Source organism: Kribbella qitaiheensis, from assembly GCF_014217565.1.
In the GTDB taxonomy this organism is placed as follows: Bacteria; Actinomycetota; Actinomycetes; order Propionibacteriales; family Kribbellaceae; genus Kribbella; species Kribbella qitaiheensis_A.
The window spans coordinates 2,315,903-2,334,043 of sequence record NZ_CP043661.1 but is presented as its reverse complement, the minus strand read 5'-3'; the positions used below and the strand labels follow the sequence as shown (position 1 = coordinate 2,334,043).

22 protein-coding genes are annotated in these 18,141 nt (G+C 67.9%); 3 read left to right on the top strand and 19 right to left on the bottom strand.

Features of this window, described 5'->3' with window-relative positions; genetic code table 11:
• Positions 1-19: 19 nt before the first annotated feature.
• From F1D05_RS10575 to F1D05_RS40030, 12 genes are all read right to left on the bottom strand, one after another.
• Complete coding sequence (locus tag F1D05_RS10575; protein ID WP_185447253.1) at positions 20-214, bottom strand: hypothetical protein; 195 nt, start codon at positions 212-214, stop codon at positions 20-22.
• A 21-nt stretch (positions 215-235) separates the two neighbouring features.
• Positions 236-1,285: an ABC transporter ATP-binding protein gene (locus F1D05_RS10570; RefSeq protein ID WP_185447252.1), complete on the bottom strand. Its 1,050-nt coding sequence runs from the start codon at positions 1,283-1,285 to the stop codon at positions 236-238.
• A complete protein-coding gene (locus tag F1D05_RS10565) occupies positions 1,282-2,064 on the bottom strand; it encodes an ABC transporter permease (protein WP_206686156.1) in 783 nt (260 codons plus the stop codon). Before F1D05_RS10565 ends, F1D05_RS10570 begins: the two co-directional genes overlap by 4 nt.
• Before the next feature lie 53 nt (positions 2,065-2,117).
• Entirely contained in the window at positions 2,118-3,053 is a 936-nt protein-coding gene (locus F1D05_RS10560; protein ID WP_185447251.1) for an ABC transporter permease, read from the bottom strand.
• On the bottom strand, positions 3,053-4,351 hold the full coding sequence (locus tag F1D05_RS10555) for an ABC transporter substrate-binding protein (RefSeq protein ID WP_185447250.1): 1,299 nt from the start codon (positions 4,349-4,351) through the stop codon (positions 3,053-3,055). The genes F1D05_RS10560 and F1D05_RS10555 overlap by 1 nt, the downstream gene beginning before the upstream one ends.
• Positions 4,348-5,004 (bottom strand): CDP-alcohol phosphatidyltransferase family protein, encoded by a 657-nt coding sequence (locus F1D05_RS10550; RefSeq protein WP_185447249.1) that lies wholly within the window; start codon positions 5,002-5,004, stop codon positions 4,348-4,350. The genes F1D05_RS10555 and F1D05_RS10550 overlap by 4 nt, the downstream gene beginning before the upstream one ends.
• A complete protein-coding gene (locus tag F1D05_RS10545; RefSeq protein ID WP_185447248.1) occupies positions 4,997-6,421 on the bottom strand; it encodes a radical SAM domain-containing protein in 1,425 nt (474 codons plus the stop codon). Before F1D05_RS10545 ends, F1D05_RS10550 begins: the two co-directional genes overlap by 8 nt.
• Positions 6,418-6,705, bottom strand: a complete 288-nt coding sequence (locus F1D05_RS10540) for a DUF427 domain-containing protein (protein ID WP_185447247.1) — start codon at positions 6,703-6,705, stop codon at positions 6,418-6,420. The genes F1D05_RS10545 and F1D05_RS10540 overlap by 4 nt, the downstream gene beginning before the upstream one ends.
• Before the next feature lie 184 nt (positions 6,706-6,889).
• Positions 6,890-8,434: a dihydrolipoyl dehydrogenase family protein gene (locus F1D05_RS10535; protein ID WP_185447246.1), complete on the bottom strand. Its 1,545-nt coding sequence runs from the start codon at positions 8,432-8,434 to the stop codon at positions 6,890-6,892.
• Positions 8,431-8,703, bottom strand: a complete 273-nt coding sequence (locus F1D05_RS10530) for a zf-HC2 domain-containing protein (protein ID WP_185447245.1) — start codon at positions 8,701-8,703, stop codon at positions 8,431-8,433. The genes F1D05_RS10535 and F1D05_RS10530 overlap by 4 nt, the downstream gene beginning before the upstream one ends.
• Positions 8,703-9,290 carry an RNA polymerase sigma factor gene (locus F1D05_RS10525; protein WP_246486581.1) on the bottom strand — a complete coding sequence of 196 codons (588 nt, stop codon included), beginning with the start codon at positions 9,288-9,290 and terminating at the stop codon, positions 8,703-8,705. The genes F1D05_RS10530 and F1D05_RS10525 overlap by 1 nt, the downstream gene beginning before the upstream one ends.
• A gap of 59 nt (positions 9,291-9,349) precedes the next feature.
• Positions 9,350-10,201 carry a class I SAM-dependent methyltransferase gene (locus tag F1D05_RS40030; protein WP_281388931.1) on the bottom strand — a complete coding sequence of 284 codons (852 nt, stop codon included), beginning with the start codon at positions 10,199-10,201 and terminating at the stop codon, positions 9,350-9,352.
• Positions 10,202-10,244: 43 nt separating this feature from the next.
• On the opposite strand from F1D05_RS40030, the gene F1D05_RS42920 reads away from it, so the two are divergent.
• Positions 10,245-10,763, top strand: coding sequence for a hypothetical protein (locus tag F1D05_RS42920; RefSeq protein ID WP_428995012.1), 519 nt, complete (start codon positions 10,245-10,247; stop codon positions 10,761-10,763).
• Complete coding sequence (locus tag F1D05_RS10520) at positions 10,651-12,282, top strand: hypothetical protein (RefSeq protein ID WP_428995025.1); 1,632 nt, start codon at positions 10,651-10,653, stop codon at positions 12,280-12,282. The genes F1D05_RS42920 and F1D05_RS10520 overlap by 113 nt, the downstream gene beginning before the upstream one ends.
• Before the next feature lie 27 nt (positions 12,283-12,309).
• Here F1D05_RS10520 and F1D05_RS10515 read toward each other — a convergent pair whose 3' ends face one another.
• Entirely contained in the window at positions 12,310-12,471 is a 162-nt protein-coding gene (locus F1D05_RS10515) for a hypothetical protein (RefSeq protein WP_185447241.1), read from the bottom strand.
• Between the two features lie 304 nt (positions 12,472-12,775).
• Here F1D05_RS10515 and F1D05_RS10510 point away from each other — a divergent pair, with 304 nt between their 5' ends.
• Positions 12,776-13,093, top strand: coding sequence for a hypothetical protein (locus F1D05_RS10510; RefSeq protein WP_185447239.1), 318 nt, complete (start codon positions 12,776-12,778; stop codon positions 13,091-13,093).
• Between the two features lie 213 nt (positions 13,094-13,306).
• On the opposite strand, the gene F1D05_RS10505 is transcribed toward F1D05_RS10510, so the two are convergent.
• The 6 genes from F1D05_RS10505 to F1D05_RS10480 form a co-directional block, all read right to left on the bottom strand.
• Positions 13,307-14,653: a phosphomannomutase/phosphoglucomutase gene (locus tag F1D05_RS10505; protein ID WP_185447237.1), complete on the bottom strand. Its 1,347-nt coding sequence runs from the start codon at positions 14,651-14,653 to the stop codon at positions 13,307-13,309.
• On the bottom strand, positions 14,632-15,675 hold the full coding sequence (locus F1D05_RS10500) for a hypothetical protein (protein ID WP_185447235.1): 1,044 nt from the start codon (positions 15,673-15,675) through the stop codon (positions 14,632-14,634). The genes F1D05_RS10505 and F1D05_RS10500 overlap by 22 nt, the downstream gene beginning before the upstream one ends.
• The gene (locus F1D05_RS10495; protein ID WP_185447234.1) at positions 15,668-16,531 is read right to left on the bottom strand and encodes an SPASM domain-containing protein; all 864 of its coding nucleotides are present in this window, start codon (positions 16,529-16,531) and stop codon (positions 15,668-15,670) included. Before F1D05_RS10495 ends, F1D05_RS10500 begins: the two co-directional genes overlap by 8 nt.
• A 423-nt stretch (positions 16,532-16,954) precedes the next feature.
• Positions 16,955-17,221 (bottom strand): hypothetical protein, encoded by a 267-nt coding sequence (locus F1D05_RS10490; RefSeq protein WP_185447232.1) that lies wholly within the window; start codon positions 17,219-17,221, stop codon positions 16,955-16,957.
• Complete coding sequence (locus F1D05_RS10485; protein WP_206686155.1) at positions 17,221-17,382, bottom strand: hypothetical protein; 162 nt, start codon at positions 17,380-17,382, stop codon at positions 17,221-17,223. Before F1D05_RS10485 ends, F1D05_RS10490 begins: the two co-directional genes overlap by 1 nt.
• Before the next feature lie 453 nt (positions 17,383-17,835).
• Positions 17,836-18,141, bottom strand: coding sequence for a hypothetical protein (locus F1D05_RS10480; RefSeq protein ID WP_246486579.1), 306 nt, complete (start codon positions 18,139-18,141; stop codon positions 17,836-17,838).

The window sequence follows — 18,141 nt, the reverse complement described above, 5'->3', positions numbered from 1 at the left end:
CTGCGACATGACGAAACGATTACGCCGGGCCTCGCGGCCCGGCCTCCTCGTCCTGGAAGTCGGCATTGACATCCAACAGACCGGGCCGGAGCGCAGACACTACCCCGGCCCACGGGCCGGGGTGGGCGAAGCGGGCGCGCAACTGGGCAAGGTTCGGGACACCGATGCTGACGGCCACCGCGAGAACGCCGTCGACGATGATCAGCCGCAGCATGAGGCGCAGCAGCGCGTGCCTCTACTCATCGCCGGGCTCGGCGAAGATGCTGCCCTCGGTCGCTGCGATTCTCAGGTGGGTGGGGCTTCCCAGTCTTACCGGCTGATCGATGGGCTGGTGCACCCGAAGGATGCGGCCGGTGTCCAGGGCGACGTCGAGGACGAGGTGGGTGCCCGCGAACCTGGCCGCGACCGTGGTGCCGCCCAGAGTGCCGGGGCCGGAAGTAGCCTGCAGGCGCAGGGCTTCGGGGCGGATGATCAGGACTGCACGCCCGTCTGGTAGCGGGGTCGGCTGGTGAATGGTCCGGTCATCGCTGGTGAACTCCCCAGCTGCGACGCATCCAGTGATTTCGTTCGTGGCGCCGAAGAACCGGGCGGCGGCCAGGGACGGGGGCCGGGTGTAGAACAGTTGCGGTTCACCCTGGCCGGCGAGGCGCCCGTCGATCAGCAGCGTGATGGTGTCTGCGATTTCGACTGCTTCGGCCTGGTCGTGGGTCACGAACACGGTCGTGACGTCCGATTCGTCGTGCAGTTGACGCAGCAGTGTCCGCATCTCCGCGCGCAGCGTCGCGTCGAGTTGGGAGAACGGCTCGTCGAGCAGCAGGACCTGAGGTTCCAGGACCAGGGCCCGGGCGAGTGCCACCCGCTGTTCTTGCCCGCCGGACAGTTCCCCGACCCGGCGGTGGGCAAGGTCGGCCAGTTGGACCCGCTCCAGCATGGTGTCGACCCGTCGCCGCGTCGCGGCGCGATCCAGGCGTCGCATCCTTAGCCCGAACGCGACGTTGTCCGCGACGTTCAGGTGCGGGAACAGCAGCGGCTTCTGGAACACCAACCCGACCGGTCGCCGTTCGGCCGCGACGGTGAGGATGCTGAGACCGTCGAAGCGGATGTCGCCGGCGTCGGGGTCGATGAGGCCGGCGATCATCGCCAGGGTGGTGCTTTTCCCGCAGCCTGAGGGGCCGAGCAGCGCGGCGAACGCGCCGGGCAGCAGGTCGGTGGTCAGCGCATCGACGGCGGTGGTGTTCCCGAACCGCTTGCCGAGCCCGGCCAGGGCAATGTGGGTGCCGCTCATAGCCGCCCGAACCCGATGACCGCTCCCGTGCCGGCGGACAGCACGTGGGATGCGGCGGCGACCAGCAGCAGTGGCGGCGCGATGAACAGCAACGCCAACGCGGCCGCTGCGGTCGTGTCAGAGGAGCTGATTGCGGCGAACAGCAGCAGCGGCAGGGTGGTGGTCTGACCGCCGCCGATGAGCAGGGTCAGTACGTACTCACTCCAGGAGATCAGGAAGGCGAACAGCGCCGAGACCAGGAGAGCTGGGCGCAGCAGCGGAACGGTCACGAACATCATGACGCGCAGCGGTCCGGCGCCTAGGGCGCGGGCTTGGCGCTCGTAGGCGAGGTCATAGTTGGCGAACGCGCCGGCCAGGACGGTGGCGGCGTAGGGGACGCTGGGCATGAGTTGCACGAGGACCACCCCGGTGAGGGTGTCGGCTAGGCCGTAGCGGATGAAGAACACCTGCAGTCCGAGCGTGACGGCCAGGCCCGGGACGATCACCGGGGCCAGCAGCAGGAACTGCACCAACCGGCGGCCCCGGAAGCGGTATAGCCCGATTGCCCGGCCGGCTGGGAAACCGATGAGGCACGCCCCGGCCGCGACCGCCACCGCGATGGCCGTCGAGGTCAGCAGCGCCTGCGGGATTTGCGACCGCGGATCGGACAGTAGCCGCAGGCCCCGAGCGCTGGCGTGCTGTGGCAGCACGGCGGGGTAACGCCACTGGCCGCTGAACGCCCAGATCAGCAGCGGCAGTAACGGCAGCAGCACTCCAGCCAGTAGCACGGTCGCCGTCACGTTACGTCCGAAGGGTCGCCGCGTGACGGGCGAGGGTGAGGCCATCTGACGGGTCATAGCGCTCGCCTGGATAGGCGGGCCAGGATCGTCAGGTAGGCGGCGACGATGGCGCTGGAGGTGACGGTGATCAGGACGGCGACCGCCATCGCCTCCGGCCGTGAGGTGAGATCTGTGGCGTTGTAGTACTGCAGTGCGACGACCGGCAGGGTCGCCGGGTAGGGACGCCCGAGCAGGTAGGGCACCTCGTAGGAGCCGGCCGCGAAGGCGAACACCAGGACCGACCCGGCCGCAAGGGCCGGGGTGAGGATCGGCAGGGTGACGTGCCGCAGCCGCTGGGACCGGCTGGCGCCGAGGCTGCGCGCGGCTGTCTCCAGATCCTGCAGCCCACGGCTCAGGGTCGCCAAGACGATGACGGTCAGGAACGGCGTCTCCTTCCACACGTATTCGGCGATGATCGACCAGCCGAAACGGTCGTTGGTGACCGCGGGGAACGCCGTTGGGGAGGCGGTGAGCCCCACCGCGTGGGTGAGGCGCGACAGCAGCCCGCCCTGAGACAGCAGCAACAGCATGCACAGCGCACCGACCAGATGCGGGACTGCCAGGTTGGCTTGGAACACGCCTGTCACCCACGCCCGGGAACGGCCCAGCCTGCGGAGCGTCAGCGCTGCCGCCACACCTAAGACCGCGGACAGCACGGTGGAGACGACCGCGACGCGGCCGGTGAGCAGCAGCGAGGCTCGCACGGCAGGGTCGGACCACAGCGCGGTGTAGGCGTCGGTGGAAATCCGGGCACCGGGCAGGGAGGGCTGATAGCCGAAGCTCTGCGCGATGGCCTGGGCGACTCCGCCGGCGAAGAACACACCGACGACAGTCAGGGCGGGGGTCAGCAGCAGCCCGATCCGGACGCAGCCGGGGAGCCGCCCCCGACGTTGGGCGGGTGGTGACGTCGGGGGCCCAGCATCGGCGGCTGCGTCGGCGAGGATCGTCATTATCGTGATCTTTGCAGGACCTGCGTTTTCCAGTCGTGCTCGAGACGGGACACGTACCCGCTGGCCAGTTCTGGTTGGGCGTGGCGGGTCAAGGCAGCCAGCGGCAGCACTGACCGGCTGATCGGGACGGCCGCGAACTGCGCCTGGGTCGCCGCGTCGGTTTTGGCCAGGTCAATGCCGGGATAGATCCCTTCAGCCTTGTAGAGGGCGAGCTGGGTCTGCGGATCCTGGAGCACGTTGGCCAGTACCAGAGCGCCAGCGGTGTGTGCCGCGTTGTAGGGGATGGCCAGGAAACTTACGTTGGCGATATTGCCTGGCGCGGGGACCGTCTCGCGGGTGCTGGCCGGGAACAGGCCTTTGCTGACTTGGGCGCCGACTGCGCCGGGGCCGTAGGTGAGGAAGGCACTGATTTCGCCGTCGCTGTAGAGCTTTTCGACGGCGGCTTGGGACTGGGGGTAGGTGGCCCCGCCCCGCCACAGCGACGGGGCCAGCGCGTTGAGCCGGGTCCACAGCTTCGTGGCGGCGGGGGCGTACTTGGCCTGTTCGAAGGGACCCGAGAGCGACGCGGGGCCGCCGATGGTGTCATAAAGGATCGTGCGCACTGCCATCGATCCGGTGAAGTCGGGCAGCGCCGGGTAGGTGAAGTGCCCTGGGTGGGCGGTGGCCCAGGCGATCAGTGAGGATACCGAGGCGATGTCGGCGGTGCTGAGCTTGGAGCTGTCATAGACGAGGGCTGAGTTGGCCTGCTGCCAGGCGGCTTCGCAGCCGTTGACGGGCACCCCGAAATCGTTGGCGACGCCGGGGTTGGTGAAGTCGACGTATTTGGAGTTCGGCAGGTCGCCAGGCCAGCCGCAGTTCCATAGTTTCGACTGCACACCGGTCGCGAAGTTCTCGCCGTTGATCCAGATCGCGTCCACCGATCCGCCGCTGTTCTGACCGGCCTGCCTCGCGCCGATCACTGCGTTCACCGCGTCCACGGTGTCGGTGATCTTGATCTGTTTCAGCCCGACGCCGACCTGTTCGAGCTGGTCGGCGACGTAGCCGGTGACGAAGGTGTTCAGCACGTCGTCGCCGCCGTACATGTACCAGTTCACGGTCTGCCCTTTGGCCTGGGCCAGCACCGAGGACCAGTCGGAGGCGTCAACGGCACCGGCCGCGGAGGTGGCTTTGGTGCTGCCGCACGCCGTCACCGCCAGCAGCCCGGCGCCCAGCACCGCCGCCAGCCGTGTCCGGCGGCCTGCTCTGGGCGCCGGTCGGTGAGTCGGGCGGGTCGGTCGGGCTATCGCGGGGCGGGTCATTGGCTCTCCTGACGAGCGGGAACCGCACGCGGTCCGGTAGCGGGGTGAGGGGGAACCTGGCACAGGATGTGCACGCCGAGAACAACGCGCTGGACGGCTGTGATGGCGACCGCGACGGTGAACAGCCACGCGATCAGCTCCGCCTGTCTCGGTAGGACGCAGATCAAGATGTAGACGACGACCGTTTCGGTTCCTTCGGCCAGACCGCCGACGAACCGCAGCGATCGTCCATCGCCGCCGCGCCCGCCCCGGCGCTCGATCAGTGCGGACAACGCCAGGAACGCGGTCCCAGATATGTAGTACGCGGTCAGCAGCGCCAGGCACGCCAGCCGGGCCTCCGGTTCGGCGATTGCGACGGCGACGACGAAGCCGGCGTAGACGCTGAAGTCCGCGACGATGTCGAGGAACCCGCCCAGATCAGTGGCCCCGCGTTGACGCGCGACCGGGCCGTCCAGTCCGTCTAGGACCCGGTTGGCCAGCCACAAGACCAGCGCCAGGACCCAAGAGTGGGATGTTATTGCCACGCAGGCGGCGATCCCGGCGAGCCACCCGATCGTGGTCAGGGCCAGCGGCGGAACGCCCACGTCCGCGATCCGGGCACCGACACCGTCCAGGGCCGGCGCGAGCAGCCGCCGGACCCGCGTGTCAAACACTCGAGCCTGGCCTGGTGGAAGCAGCGGATCGGCCGGTGACCGGGGTCAACGGGAGCAGCCGTCGCAGTGCGATGTTCTCGGCCGGGTCCAGCACACTGTGCTGGACGCATGCGGGGACGAGCTCACCGGTCTCGGGGTGGGCCATCGCGTAGGAGCAGGCGAGCAGCCGCTGCTGGGTCGCGGCGATTCGCGGGTCGCTGCTGTCGCGTCCGGCTTGCAGGCCTGCCCAGGCCGGGGCGACATCAGCGGCGTCCATGAAGGAATGCATCACGAAGGTGACCGGCCGGATCCGATGGCGGAGCAGGTTGCCGAGACCGGCCTTGCGCACGGTCCGGGCCAACCAACCGCCGAACCACCCGAGCAGCGACGGGTGCCGGGCCACGACCCGGGCGATTTTGACCGTGAGCAGCGGCAGCGGCGTGCCGGAGAAACTCACGCCGCCGAAATAACGGAAGAACGTGTCCCGCACGGCCAGGTCGGCCGGGTTCTCATCGTCGAGGATCGGGTGGTAGGTCTGGCCGAGGAAGAAGCCGTAGGTGGTGCGGTTGCAGCGCTCGTCGCCGATCTGCAGCGCCCGGAACGGCAGCCGACAGCCCGCCCCCTTCTCGACCTCGGCCCACACCTCGTCGCCAGAGGCGTCGCGGTAGCTCTCGTGCCAGCGCCGGTCATCGCCGAGGAAGGCGGCCGGTTGGAAGGAGAACAACCCGAAGCCGTAGTCCTTGCAATCCCTGATCACGGCCGCGATCTGATCGAGGTTGCGCGGGGTGACGGTCATATTGTGGGCCAGGAAGTACCGCACGCCGTGCTCGCGTTTGAGCCGCTTGAACATGTCAGCGAATCGTTGCCGGTAGAGGTTGAGCGAAGCCTCATCTGCGGGCCGCTCGATACCGCGCCGCCCGAACATCAACATGTCGAAGTGCCCTGCGAACGACAGCCGCTTCAGCCGGGGTTTCCCTTCCGGGCCCAGCGCCAGATCACGGAGATAGTCGTAATCAAAGTCACCGTGGCTCATACTCATCGGTTGCCGGCCATGATCGATCATGACCTGCAGCGCAGCGGCGTGATCATCTGCCGGCAGTAGGCTCACCTCCCCACCGATCAGCTGGGCGTGGGCGCGCGGGCCACGCACGGTGCGCAGCAGACTCATCTGCGCGGCCACCTCAGTCTGGGTATGGCTGCCGCTGACCGCGACCCGGTTGGCGTCGCGTGAGTGGTAGCACGGGGTGCAGGCCAAATTGCAGCGCGGGAACACCCCGTGGGTGCCTTCGCAGCCGACCGCGTGCTGACCCAGGGCCTGCGCCGGGGTCCGGACCGCCTCGGGCAGCTCGACCCAGCGCCGATCAAGCGCGGCGCGGGTCTCAGGATGGACCGGGCGGGTCACCACCTCCAGGTCATGTAGCAGACTCAGCAGCCTCATACCTCCACCACGCGAACGTCGCCGCTGAACGCGACGTGGTTCTTGATCCGCCGGGCCAGCGGTGAGGGGTGCCGGTAGGTCCAGGCGGCGTTGCGGCCTGTCGCGCCCGAGACCTCGATCGTGTAGTAGCTGGCGATGCCCTTCCACGGGCACAGCGTCTTCAGCCAGGAGCGTTTCAGGAACCGGGCCTCAACATCGGCGGGCGGGAAATAATGGTTGCCCTCGACGATGAGAATGTCGCCGCTACGGGCGATGACGTGCCCGTTGAATGCCGCCTCAACCATGCTCACCATTCCTGTTCGTCCCGGCCGCCGCCCACGGTTGGTCGGAGGGCCTGCATATCAGGAACCCGGTGAGGTCCCTCGATCCTTCCCGGCCGGCGCCTGATCTGGCGTCCCTATCGCGAGCGCCTGAGCACCCCGAGGTGGCCGGCCGACGGCCCGAACGACATCGATCCGGGCGAGGCGCTCAGTGCGCACGCCGCCGGGCCAGCGATGCCAGGATTTTGCGAACCGACCGCGGCGCGGAACGATGCAACTGGGACTGCACGTGCTCGATGGCTGCCCTCCACGGCCCGTCGCCGTAGGTCGGGTAGGCGTGCATCGCCGTGGCGAGATCGCGGGCACGCAGCCCCTGTCGGGCGGCGAGTACGAGTTCGGCGAGTGACTCGCCCGCTCGTGGGCCGACGATGGTTGCGCCGACGATGCGGCCGCGCCGGTCCAGGACCAGGCGAGTGACGCCACGACGAATGTCTTCGGTGACGGCCCGGTCGAGGTCGGTGTGGTCGATCGTGCGTACGGTCAGCCCGGAGTGCGCTCCTGCCTGGTCCGGAGCGACCCCGACCGCGGCGACCTCCGGTTGGGTGAAGGTGACGCGGGGGATGGTCGCGGTGTCCACGCTGCGGTGCAATCCGAGGATCGCGTTGCTGGTGGCGAGGCTGCCGTGCACGCCGGCAACGTGGGTGAATTGCGGGTGTCCGGTCACGTCACCGGCGGCCCAGATGCGCGGGTTGCTCGTGCGCAGCTGTTTGTCGACTACCACGTGCCCGTGGTCGTCGCTGGTCACACCTGCGGCCTCGAGGCCCAGATCGGCGGTGTGAGGTGTCCGGCCGACCGCAACGAGTACGCGGTCGAACGGGATCGTCGAGCCGCTCGACGTGCGGCCCCGCCAGCCGTTGTCGCGCCGTTCGACCGATTCCAGCCGGGCACCATTGCTGATCGAGATGCCATCGTCGGCGAGCGCGGCGAGCAGCAACGACGCCGCGTGCGGGTCTTCGCGGGGCAACAGATTCGGCGCCTCCTCGAGGATGCTGACGTGCGAGCCGAGCCTGGCGAACGCCTGGCCAAGTTCGCAGCCGATGCTGCCGCCGCCGAGAACAAGTAGCCGCTGAGGGAGTTCGGTGAGGCTCCAGATCGTGTCGCTGGTCAACGGATCGGCCTCGGCCAGCCCGGGGATCGGCGGAATCGCCGGCGATGATCCGGTCGCGATCAGGGCATGCCGAAACCGGACCCGTACGCCGTCACCGGCCGATGTGCCTGGTGAGCTATCGATGATGACCGCGGTGTCCGGGCTCGACAGCTTTGCTCGGCCGTGGGCGACGTGGGCACCGGCTGCCCGGAGGGTATCGGGCGAATCGTCGGGTTCGATCGTCTCGATCGTCGCGCGGACGTGCGTCATCACCTCACCGAAGTCGACCCGGACGCCGTCGACGTGTACCCCGTAGCGGACCGCGGTGCGCGCGTCCGCGGCGGCGTGCGCCGCGGCGAGCAGCGCCTTGCTCGGCACGCACCCCGTCCACAGGCAGTCCCCGCCCGTTCGAGCGGCTTCCACCACCAGCACGTTGGCGCCGAAACCGGCCGCAGTCTTCGCGGCGACGATGCCGGCCGTGCCACCACCGATGATCAGCAGGTCCCACGCGGTCCCGTCCGGCGGAGTCAGCTCGTCGGACCGCCACCCGGCGGTGCGCGGGTCAGACTTGGCGGTGGTGAAGTCTGTTGGGCTGTTCTCGGTCATCCGGCGTCCTCGCTCATGATCTGTTCGGCGGCCACCCGCAGCCGTGCGAGCGCCGCCGGGTGGGGGTAGCGGCGCGTGGACCAACCGATCAGGGCCTGGCGCACGCCGCGGTACTCGTCGGTCAGCGCGGTGCACCGGTCACAGGTGGCCAGGTGCACCTCCAGCCGGTGCACCTCCTCGAAGGTGAGCGGCGCGGCGGGGTCGGCGTCGAGGTAGCGCTGGATACGGCGCCGCGCCCAATGGCAGGTCCACATGCTGGTGACGGACATCATCGCTTCCTCTGTGCGAGCGAGCCGGTGCGGCCGGTCGTGGCTGTAGTGGGTAGGGCGCCGGTGGCGCGCAACTGAAGACGGACGCGATCGCGGGCTCGGGAGAGCCGCGACATCACCGTGCCGACCGGGATTCCGAGTAGTTCGGCGGCCTCGGTGTAGGTGAGCAGGTCGACGTCGATCAGCAGCAACACGGTCCGGAACTTCTCGTCCAACCTGGCCACGGCCCGCTCGAGGTCCTCGTCCAACGCGCGATCGATGACGGTCTGTTCGGGCCCAGGGGGCGCGGTCGCTCCGAAGGCAGGCCGGGCACGGTCGAAACTGGCGGTGTCATCAGTGAGGTCCGGGCGTTGGCGGCGCAGTGAATTCAGGTGCGCGTTGCGCAGGATCGTCAGCAGCCAGGCGCGCGGGTGCGCCCCATCGAACCGGTCGATCGCCGTCCACGCCCGGATCAAGGTCTCCTGCACCAGATCCTCGCCATCGGCCCACGACCCGGTCAGGGTCTGACCGACCCGCAGCAGCACCTCGATCTCCGGTTCGACATGCGTGCGGAACACATCCTGGCGCGACGCCGAAGAGCTCGCCACCTCACTAGTCACACGAGGGGAACCCGCCAGGCGCCCCGCACCCTTCCCGGACCGTCGCATCACCGCTGATCGCGGGGATCCGGGACCGTCCCGCTGGGCCTAGAGTCGTTGGCCACGACCGAACCAACGGCGACGTGCACGTGCCCCCCGTTGAGGACCCGATGTGTGGTCTCGACCGTATCCGCGGCGACCATGCGCCAGACCTGGCGAGACGCGTGCACCCCGCCGGTGAACATCGCCAGCCGCGCCACCGGCGCCAAGATCCGCCAGCCGCCGATCGGCAATGCAGTATCGACCACTGCAATCCGACCTCCCGGGCGCACCAGCGTGAGCGTCTGGCGCCAAGCTCGGCGCCAATCGTCGACGATGGCCAGAGAGTAGGTGAACAGTGCCGCGTCGAATGGCCCAGCAGCCAGACGAGCCACATCGCCCGCGGCGCCCCGGACTAGGTCCACGTGCTCCCACCGGTTCCTCACGACGCGCCGGCGAGCACGCTCAAGCATCTCCGAACTCGCGTCCACTCCGACAATCCGACCGTCAGGACCGACCGCATCGACCAGCAAGGGGAGACTTAGGCCCGTCCCACATCCGACATCCAGGACCCGATCACCAGCCCCCAGCGCCAGCAGCTCGATCGCGGCGACCCGACCCGTCCGGTATACCAATCGCTCGCCCGACAGCACATCGTAGAAACGGGCGCCAACGCCGTAACGGTGCACGCTCGACAGATCCACGGTTACCAGCATGCACCCCGCCACAGCCACGGCGCCAAAGCGTTCGGCTATTCGCAAGGCCAGCAAGATGCCTGGTCGAAACAGGTTGACGGGTGGAGCGGCGACATCCAGACCCAGGAAGGTCTCCCGCCGCAGGTGGTCGCGATGGCCACGACGCTGCTGAAGTTTCCCCGGCATCTGGGGATCCACTCCGGCGGGATGGTGCTGACGGAGCGGCCCGGTGGGGGAGGTGGTGCCGATCGAGCACGCCCGGATGGACCAGCGGACCATGCTGCAGTGGGACAAGGACGACTGCGCCTGGATGGGGCTGGTGAAGTTCGACCTGCTCGGCCTGGGGATGCTCGCCGCGCTGCAGTACTGGATCGACCTGGTCCGCGACACGGTCGGGGAGGACTGGACGCTGCACACGATCCCGAAGGAAGAGGTCGGCGTGTACGACCAGCTATGCCACGCGGACTCGGTCGGAGTGTTCCAGGTCGAATCCCGCGCGCAGATGGCGACGCTGCCGCGGCTGAAGCCGCGCCGGTTCTACGACCTGGTCACCGAGATCGCGCTGATCCGGCCCCGGCCCGATCCAGGGCGGCGCGGTCCATCCGTTCATCCGCCGCCGGACCGGGGAAGAGCCGATCACCTACCTGCACCCGAAGCTGGAACCGGTCCTCGCGCGGACCCTCGGCGTACCGCTGTTTCAGGAACAGTTGATGCAGATGGCGATGGCCGTCGGCGGGATCGACGGTGACGAGGCCGACCTGCTGCGCCGCGCGATGGGCTCCAAACGCGGCGTCGAGAAGATCAGCTCGCTGAAGACGAAGCTGTACGCCGGGATGGCGAGCAACGGGATCACCGGCGAGTTGGCCGACGAGATCTACGACAAGATCGAGGCCTTCGCGAACTTCGGGTTCGCCGAGTCCCACTCGATCAGCTTCGCCCTACTCGTCTACTCCTCCACCCGGTTCCGCCTGCACTACCCTGCAGCTTTTCTGGCCGCGCTGTTGAGGGCGCGGCCGATGGGGTTCTACTCACCACAGTCGTTGACCGCCGACGCACGCCGCCACGGCGTCGAAGTCCGCCGCCTGGACCTGGACAGATCCGGTGTCGACGCCGAGCTCGAGCACCTGGTCGACGGCCAGGAACTCACCGGCCCGACCGGTGACCCTGTCTGCCTTGTGGATCCACAACCGGTCGTCGGCCCGTACGACCCGAAGGCGCCCTTCGAAACGGCCACGCATCGGCGCGACGGGGCGTACGCGGTGCGGCTTGGCCTGGCTGGCGTCCGCACGATCAAGGACAAGGGCGCGGCGCTGATCGTGGCCGAACGCGACGCAGGCGGGCCCTACGCCTCGATGGTCGATCTGGTCCGCCGTACCGGGATCAACTCCTCACAGGTCGAGGCCTTGGCGACAGCGGGCGCGTTCGACGGTTTCGGCCTCGAACGCCGCCAAGCCCTGTGGGAAGCCGGCCGCGCAGCCCAGGAACGACCTGGTCAGCTCGCTGGTGTCAGGTCGGCCGGGCCGCCGCCAATGCTGCCCGGCATGTCCGGGATCGAGACCGACATGGCAGACCTCTGGTCGACCGGCATCACCACGACCGGCCATCCGATGCAGCACGCCCGCGACCAGTTGCGCGCCGCCGGAGTGCGGTCCTCGGCCGAACTCAAGCAGGCACCCACTGGGCGCCGGGTCCGGGTCGGAGGAGTGGTCACCCACCGGCAGCGCCCAGCCACTGCCAGCGGCGTCATCTTCATGAACCTCGAAGACGAAACAGGTTTCTGCAACGTGATCGTCTCTGTGGGCGTGTGGACAAAGTCCGCGGCCGCTGCGCGCGGGTCCAGCGCACTGATCGCGACCGGCCGTGTCGAGCGGGCAGGCGACGTCGTCAACCTCGTCGTCGACCGCCTCGAACAGCTGCCGCCAAAACCGCCTGGTGCGACTTCCGCTGACAGCGAGGTGCCTGCCTCGCCGCCAACGGGGGAGACGAGGCAGGCGGCTAGTGGTGTCGCCCGACAGTCGTATCGAGGCGTGGGTGACACAGCTCGTCGAGCAACTGCTCGTCCAGATCTTGCCCGTCTTGTCCTGGTGCTGCCGGAGCGCGGACGAGGATCGCCCACAACCCGATCAGACGACGCGCGACATCGTCGGTCAAACCACCCGTTCGATCTCTGGACATGGTGCAGCGATAGCGCTTCATCTCCCCAACTCCCCCAGCCTCTCCCCTTGAAGGGAACATCGGCTAGAGACCACGCGATGTTTCATTGCTGACGGCATCAAATCGGTAACGGCTGCCCGCTACTGCAAGTTCGTCGACCTGTCCGGGTCAAGTACGCCGACGGCTCCGCGGAGCACCGTTCCGTCAGCGTCACCGACGGCCCACACAGCGCCGGGGAAGACCTGCTTGATGATCCCGGCCTGCACCAATTTGCTGATCGCAGCTTCAAGGTCAATGATCACGCTTCGCCACCAACCCCGGCATGGGTCAGGGTGGGACCCAGCCTGGTCGCTGAGTGGGAAGAGGATCCCCTTGTCCAGACCTACCCCACGCCGTGCCGGTGAGCACTCAGACTGGAGCAGTGGACGACAACGACCTGATCATGGCGCAGATAGTTCGACTCACCCCGATGCTGTTCGAGGCCTTGGCCGGTGCCGATGGCGATCCGATGATCGCCGCGCGATCCCCGCACCTGCTGCGCGCCTGGGCAGGAACCGAGCAGCAGGCGCGAGCTGCCCTACTGCTGTCGCTGGCCTGGTACTCACGATGCGAAAGCATCCGTGGCCGGCGATACCACCGCGCAGCAATACGCCGGCGACCTGCAGAAGTTCGCCAGCGATCATCTCGGCGACCCCGGACTCGTTCCACGGGCACAGCTACCCGGCCGACGAGTTGCCCGGTCGCGCCGGACAACTCGTCACCTCCTACACCACCGGCGACAACGACGTGGACCTCAGCCTTGAAACCGCGCTGCTCCTCTTCAGCACCCAAACCGAGACCGCCCTGGCCGACGAACCCCGCCTGTCAGGCGACCAGGCGACTAGGCGGCCCGCGAACCGGTGCCACCGGTCAGCCGGGATGTGACCCAGCCGCGCAACACCGCTGAGCCGTGATGACGAACTCCTGTGCAGACGAGTTCGGCCATCTGTGCAGACGAGTTCGGCCATCTGTGCAGACGACTTCGAACATCGACACCCGCTCGGCGGACGATCCACGGCCCGTCCGACCCATGGGCGAGATAGTTTCAAGATCTTGGTTACGTTTGCCGAGTCCGAAGGTCGCCTGGCGGCTGGTGCCTCAGGAGCCGAGCATGGCCAGCACGTCCTGGCGGATCTTGGTCATGCGGGGTTGGTCGGATGCTTCGACGTTGAGGCGCAGGAGCGGTTCGGTGTTGGAGGGGCGCAGGTTGAACCAGGCGCCTTCGGGCAGAGTGATGGTGAGGCCGTCCAACCGGTCGGCGGCGGCGCCGTCCGCGGTGTAGTGCGCCTCGACTCGGTCGAGGACGGCCGGCACGTCGCTGATCGTGCTGTTGATCTCGCCGCTGGCTGTGTAGCGGGAGAATTGGCCTGCGAGTGCTGACAGTGGCTGGTCGGTCTCGCCGAGAGCGGCCAGTACGTGCAGTGCGGCCAGCATGCCGGTGTCGGCGCGCCAGAACTCACGGAAGTAGTAGTGACCGGAGTGTTCGCCGCCGAAGACGGCGTCGTGTTCGGCCATGACCTGCTTGATGAATGAGTGGCCGACTCGGGTGCGGATGGGTTTTCCGCCGTGCTCGGTGACTAGTTCGGCGACGGCTTTGCTGGTGATGACGTTGTAGACGATCGCGGCACCGGGGTGGCGGGCGAGCTCGCGGGTCGCGATGAGGCTGACGACCGCGCTAGGGGACACCGCTTCGCCGTTCTCGTCGACGAAAAAGCAGCGGTCGGCGTCTCCGTCGAAGGCCAGGCCAACGTCGGCCCGGTGCTCGCGGACCGCCGCGCACAGGTCGACGAGGTTGGCTGGTTCCAGCGGGTTGGCCTCGTGGTTGGGGAAGGTGCCGTCGAGCTCGAAGTACAGCGGCACGATCTCGAAGGCGGGGTGATCGAGTACGGCCGGTGCGGTGTGTCCGGCCATGCCGTTGCCGGCATCCACCACGATTTTCAACGGGCGGCTGCCCGCGAGGTTGACCAGGCTGTGCAGGTATCCGGCGTAGGGCTGCAGCAGGTCTTCCGAACGGGTGGTTCCGGCCGGGCCGTCGTAGGCGGGTAGTCCGGTCTCCAGCAGGGTCCTGATTTCGGCCAGGCCGGTGTCTTGGCCGACCGGGGCTGCTGCGGCGCGGCAGAGTTTGATGCCGTTGTAGCCGGCGGGGTTGTGGCTGGCGGTGATCATCGCGCCGGGGACGTCGCGGGTGCCGGAGGCGTAGTACAGCAGATCGGTGGAGGCCAGCCCGATGTCGAGCACGTCGCTGCCCCGGCTGTTCGCGCCGGCGGCGAAGGCTGCGGCGAGTTCGGGTGACGATTCACGCATGTCCTGGCCGACCGTGATCAGTTCCGCACCGGTCAGGTGCGCGAAGGCGGCACCGATCTGGAAGGTCAGCTCGGCGTCGAGCTGGTCCGGGACAGTGCCGCGGATGTCGTATGCCTTGATCAGGCCGGTGAGGTCTCGCATGAGGGTTTCGTCCTTAGCTTGTCGGTGAGCAGGGTGCACTCCACGCCCCGAGATTCGGTGTCGTCCAACACCAGATACCGCACAGGCAAGGTATCGAGTGCACTGAGCACGGCCGGTACCCGGTCGGTCGGTACCAGAGCGAATAGGCATCCGCCGTGTCCTGATCCGGTGAGCTTCGCGCCATGGGCGCCTGCCTCCAGGCTGGCGGTGACGCAGCGGTCGATCAGCGGGGTCGAGCACCCCATGTAGTCGGTGAGGAGTTGGTGGCCGCGGCTGATGAGCCCGCCGAGGTAGGCGTAGTCGATGACCGGAGCCTTTACTGCTGCCGTCATTTCCTCGACAAGTGGCGGGGCAAGGTCGCGGTAGGCCAGCATTCGGTGTTCGCCGGCCGCTAGCCTGTCGCGTTTGCTGACCAGCACCCTTGCCGTGGCTCGCCGCTGCAGGGTGTCGATCACCACCACCTGGATGCCGAGGGTGGGCGCCAGCAGGTGGGTGGCGGGAGGTGTGGATGCTTCGACTCGGCGCAGGCCTCCGTAGGCGCAGGCCAGGAAGTCCATCCAGCCGGCTCCGGAACCAACCAGGGATTCGGCGCTGTGTGCGAGCCCTACAAGGCGCGGTAGGTCGGGAACCGCTCCTTCGGCTGCGGTGAGAAGCGCGGCGGATGCCGCGAGGGTGACCGCGGCACTGGAGGAAACTCCGGCGCCAACGGGCGCGGCGGTCTGGGACACCAGCCGTGCGCCGGAGCCGGCGCTGAGGATCTGGAAGGCGCAAGCCTGGAGGTAGTCCAGCTTGTCACCACCCAATCGCCCGAGCCGATGCGCTGCAGTCCTGCGCTGTGCGTTGACGGGGTGTTTGGCGATCAGTTCGACCGATCGGCTGTGCGGATCGATGGTGGCGGTGACTTCGGTTTGCAGCCCGATCGCGGCGACGACCGATGGCCCGCCGATCATCCAGTCCAGGCTCTCCCCGGCCAGGCAGATACGTGCGGGCACGGTGGCCCGGGCTGTTGAGGTCTCAGGCATCGGCGCTCACCCGCCGGGTCTCGGGCAGCGGCTGGGTGCAGGACCTGCACGCGGGCGACAAAGACCAGTCCGCACGGGCATGCGCGGACCGGTAGCCGCTCATCTGGTCACCGGTCCACAATTCGGTGAACGAGGCCTCGGCCAGGTTGCCGATGATGTAGCCGGCGTGATCGTCGAGGTCTGGATAGACGCAGCAGCACATCTTCATCCGGCCTCGGAAGTCGATGCTCGCGCTGGTCGCGGTCATCCAGCACGCCTCAAGCCGCGGCGAGCCGAGCATCGGCAGCTGGGTGACAGTTCCGCCGCGGTTGTTGTAGGCGGCAATGATGTTCGGGGCGATGACCTCAACTTTCACCTCGCCGCGCTGCCAGACCAGCGCAAGGCCCTGGCGCACCGTGCGCTCCTCCCACGCCCAATGCTCCAGCCCGGCGCGCCGGGCCCAAGTGCGCAGCGCCTCGTACGCCGCGGGCGTCTCGGCATGGTGGGGGTAGCGGGTCACCCGCAGGTAGTGCACCCCGGCCTCGAGCAGCCGCGTCAGCATCGGCTCGCGTAGGACGTCGCCGTTGGTGTAGATCGCGGGTTTGGCTCCAGGCAACACGTGAGCGACGTGATCCAGCTCTTCGAATACGCGGGGGTTGAGCAGGGGCTCGTTGTAGTTGTGGTTGGCCAGCCAACCGTCATAGCCGGCCGCGCCCAGTTCGCCGGTGATCCTTGCGAACAGCGCCCAGTCCATCAGCTCCTGATCATGACGAAGCGATCCTTCGCCGTTGGGACACCACCCGCAGGTCCGGTTGCAGCGCCGGCTGGTCTCCAGTTCCACGTAACGCGGCAACGCCACGGCTGAGTTGTTCTTCATCGAGACCTCTCCGAATGTCTACAAGGGCAACGGATTTCGAGTCGCTGTTAGGCGGGACTAGGGAGCCCGGCTCGCTGAGATATGTGGGCGGTACCGGGGTTGATTGGCGTTGATGCGGGCCCGTGCGCCGTTCCCGCCCGATCGGCATCGGGCGGGGACGGCCGGATCTTCATCGGGATCCGCCCGATCCCGGGGGTAGTACGGCGAACGACCGCAGTACTGCAGTACGCATCGCACGCCGGCTTAGAGATGGGAGGCCCGGCCGGGCGGGAGGTCTCGACGCGATGGCGTCGCCGGGCGGCAGGGGCTCCACAGCGGGGACGGCTGACGCAGGCCTCGGAGGCTTTGCACTGCGCGGCGGAGGAGCCGTGCCGCTGGTATGGGTGACCGGTCCGTCTCCGGCCAGCGGGACATGGTGTGTGGTCATGACGCCGGGCACTCTTCGGTTCCGAGGCCGGCGCACTCGTCGGCTTCGCCGCTGGCCTGATCTATCCAGCGCACGACGGTGCTGCCACTGTGACCGTGGATGGCCAGCAGCGCTTCGAGGCTTTCCCATACCGCGGTGCAGGGGTACTGAGACAGCCAGCGGAGGGCCACGGATCCATCGCTGAATTGGATGCCTTCGGCCACGATCCCGGTGCCGCTGACACCGGATACGTCGGTGTAGCGAACCAGCTCGAAGCGCTGCATCAGTGTCGCCTCGGGCGCCGGCGACGGGGGAAGTGCGCCGTCGGCGCTCGCAGCACCATCACGATGCCGGACAGCTTCCGCTCGAATGACAGAGGACTGTCGAGGATCCGGTCGGCGACGGCGAGCTTCTCCGCCACTGTCATGCCGTAGTGGCTGAGCATGTGAGTCGAGACCGGAAAGGACGGCTGAGGTCTTCATCGCCGCGCAGCGCCTTCAGGCCACCGGCGGCGTACTGCCGCCTGCTGTGCTCGGATCTCTCGCCATCATCGACCTTCCGAAGGATTCAGATGCAGCGAATTGGCTGCATTGTGGATTGGCCAGGACTCCATTGGTTCCAGCGGACGACTGGCCGACCAGCTCTCCCACGGAGACCCGGGTCGGTCCAGATTCGGGGCCCGAATGCCGTCCCCGCTCGACTCGACCTGAGCGGGGACGGCAAGGGCCTCAACGGGATTCGCCCAATCCCGAGGGTGGAACGGCGAGCGACGACCGCATGTGCGTTGCGTATCGCTCGCCGGCTTGTGAAAGCGTGGATTCCGCGGGCAAGAACACGCTCTCCAGAGCCTGTGATTGCTGGCGGGGTTGGAACAACGGTCCGCCGCGATGCTGGCGATTCACGAATCTGCGGTACCCGAATCCACCACCGCGGGGACCGGTTTGTTGGTTATCGGCAGGCCTGGAAAGCGGAGTTCCATTCCAGCCTCGTACGGCGCGGCGTCCTCGGTAGAGCCGGTGAAGGCAGCGATGACATGGGCGCCGAACCAGACCTCGACGTGGCGGTCGCTCGAACGAGGAACCCCAACCCGGGTGCTCACTCCTCGCACCTCGCGAACGAAGTCACGGACCATCAAGATGACCATGACGCCCGCCAAGAGGTATCCGAGGACGAGCGGCCACGGACTGAGTAGCAGGAATGCCAT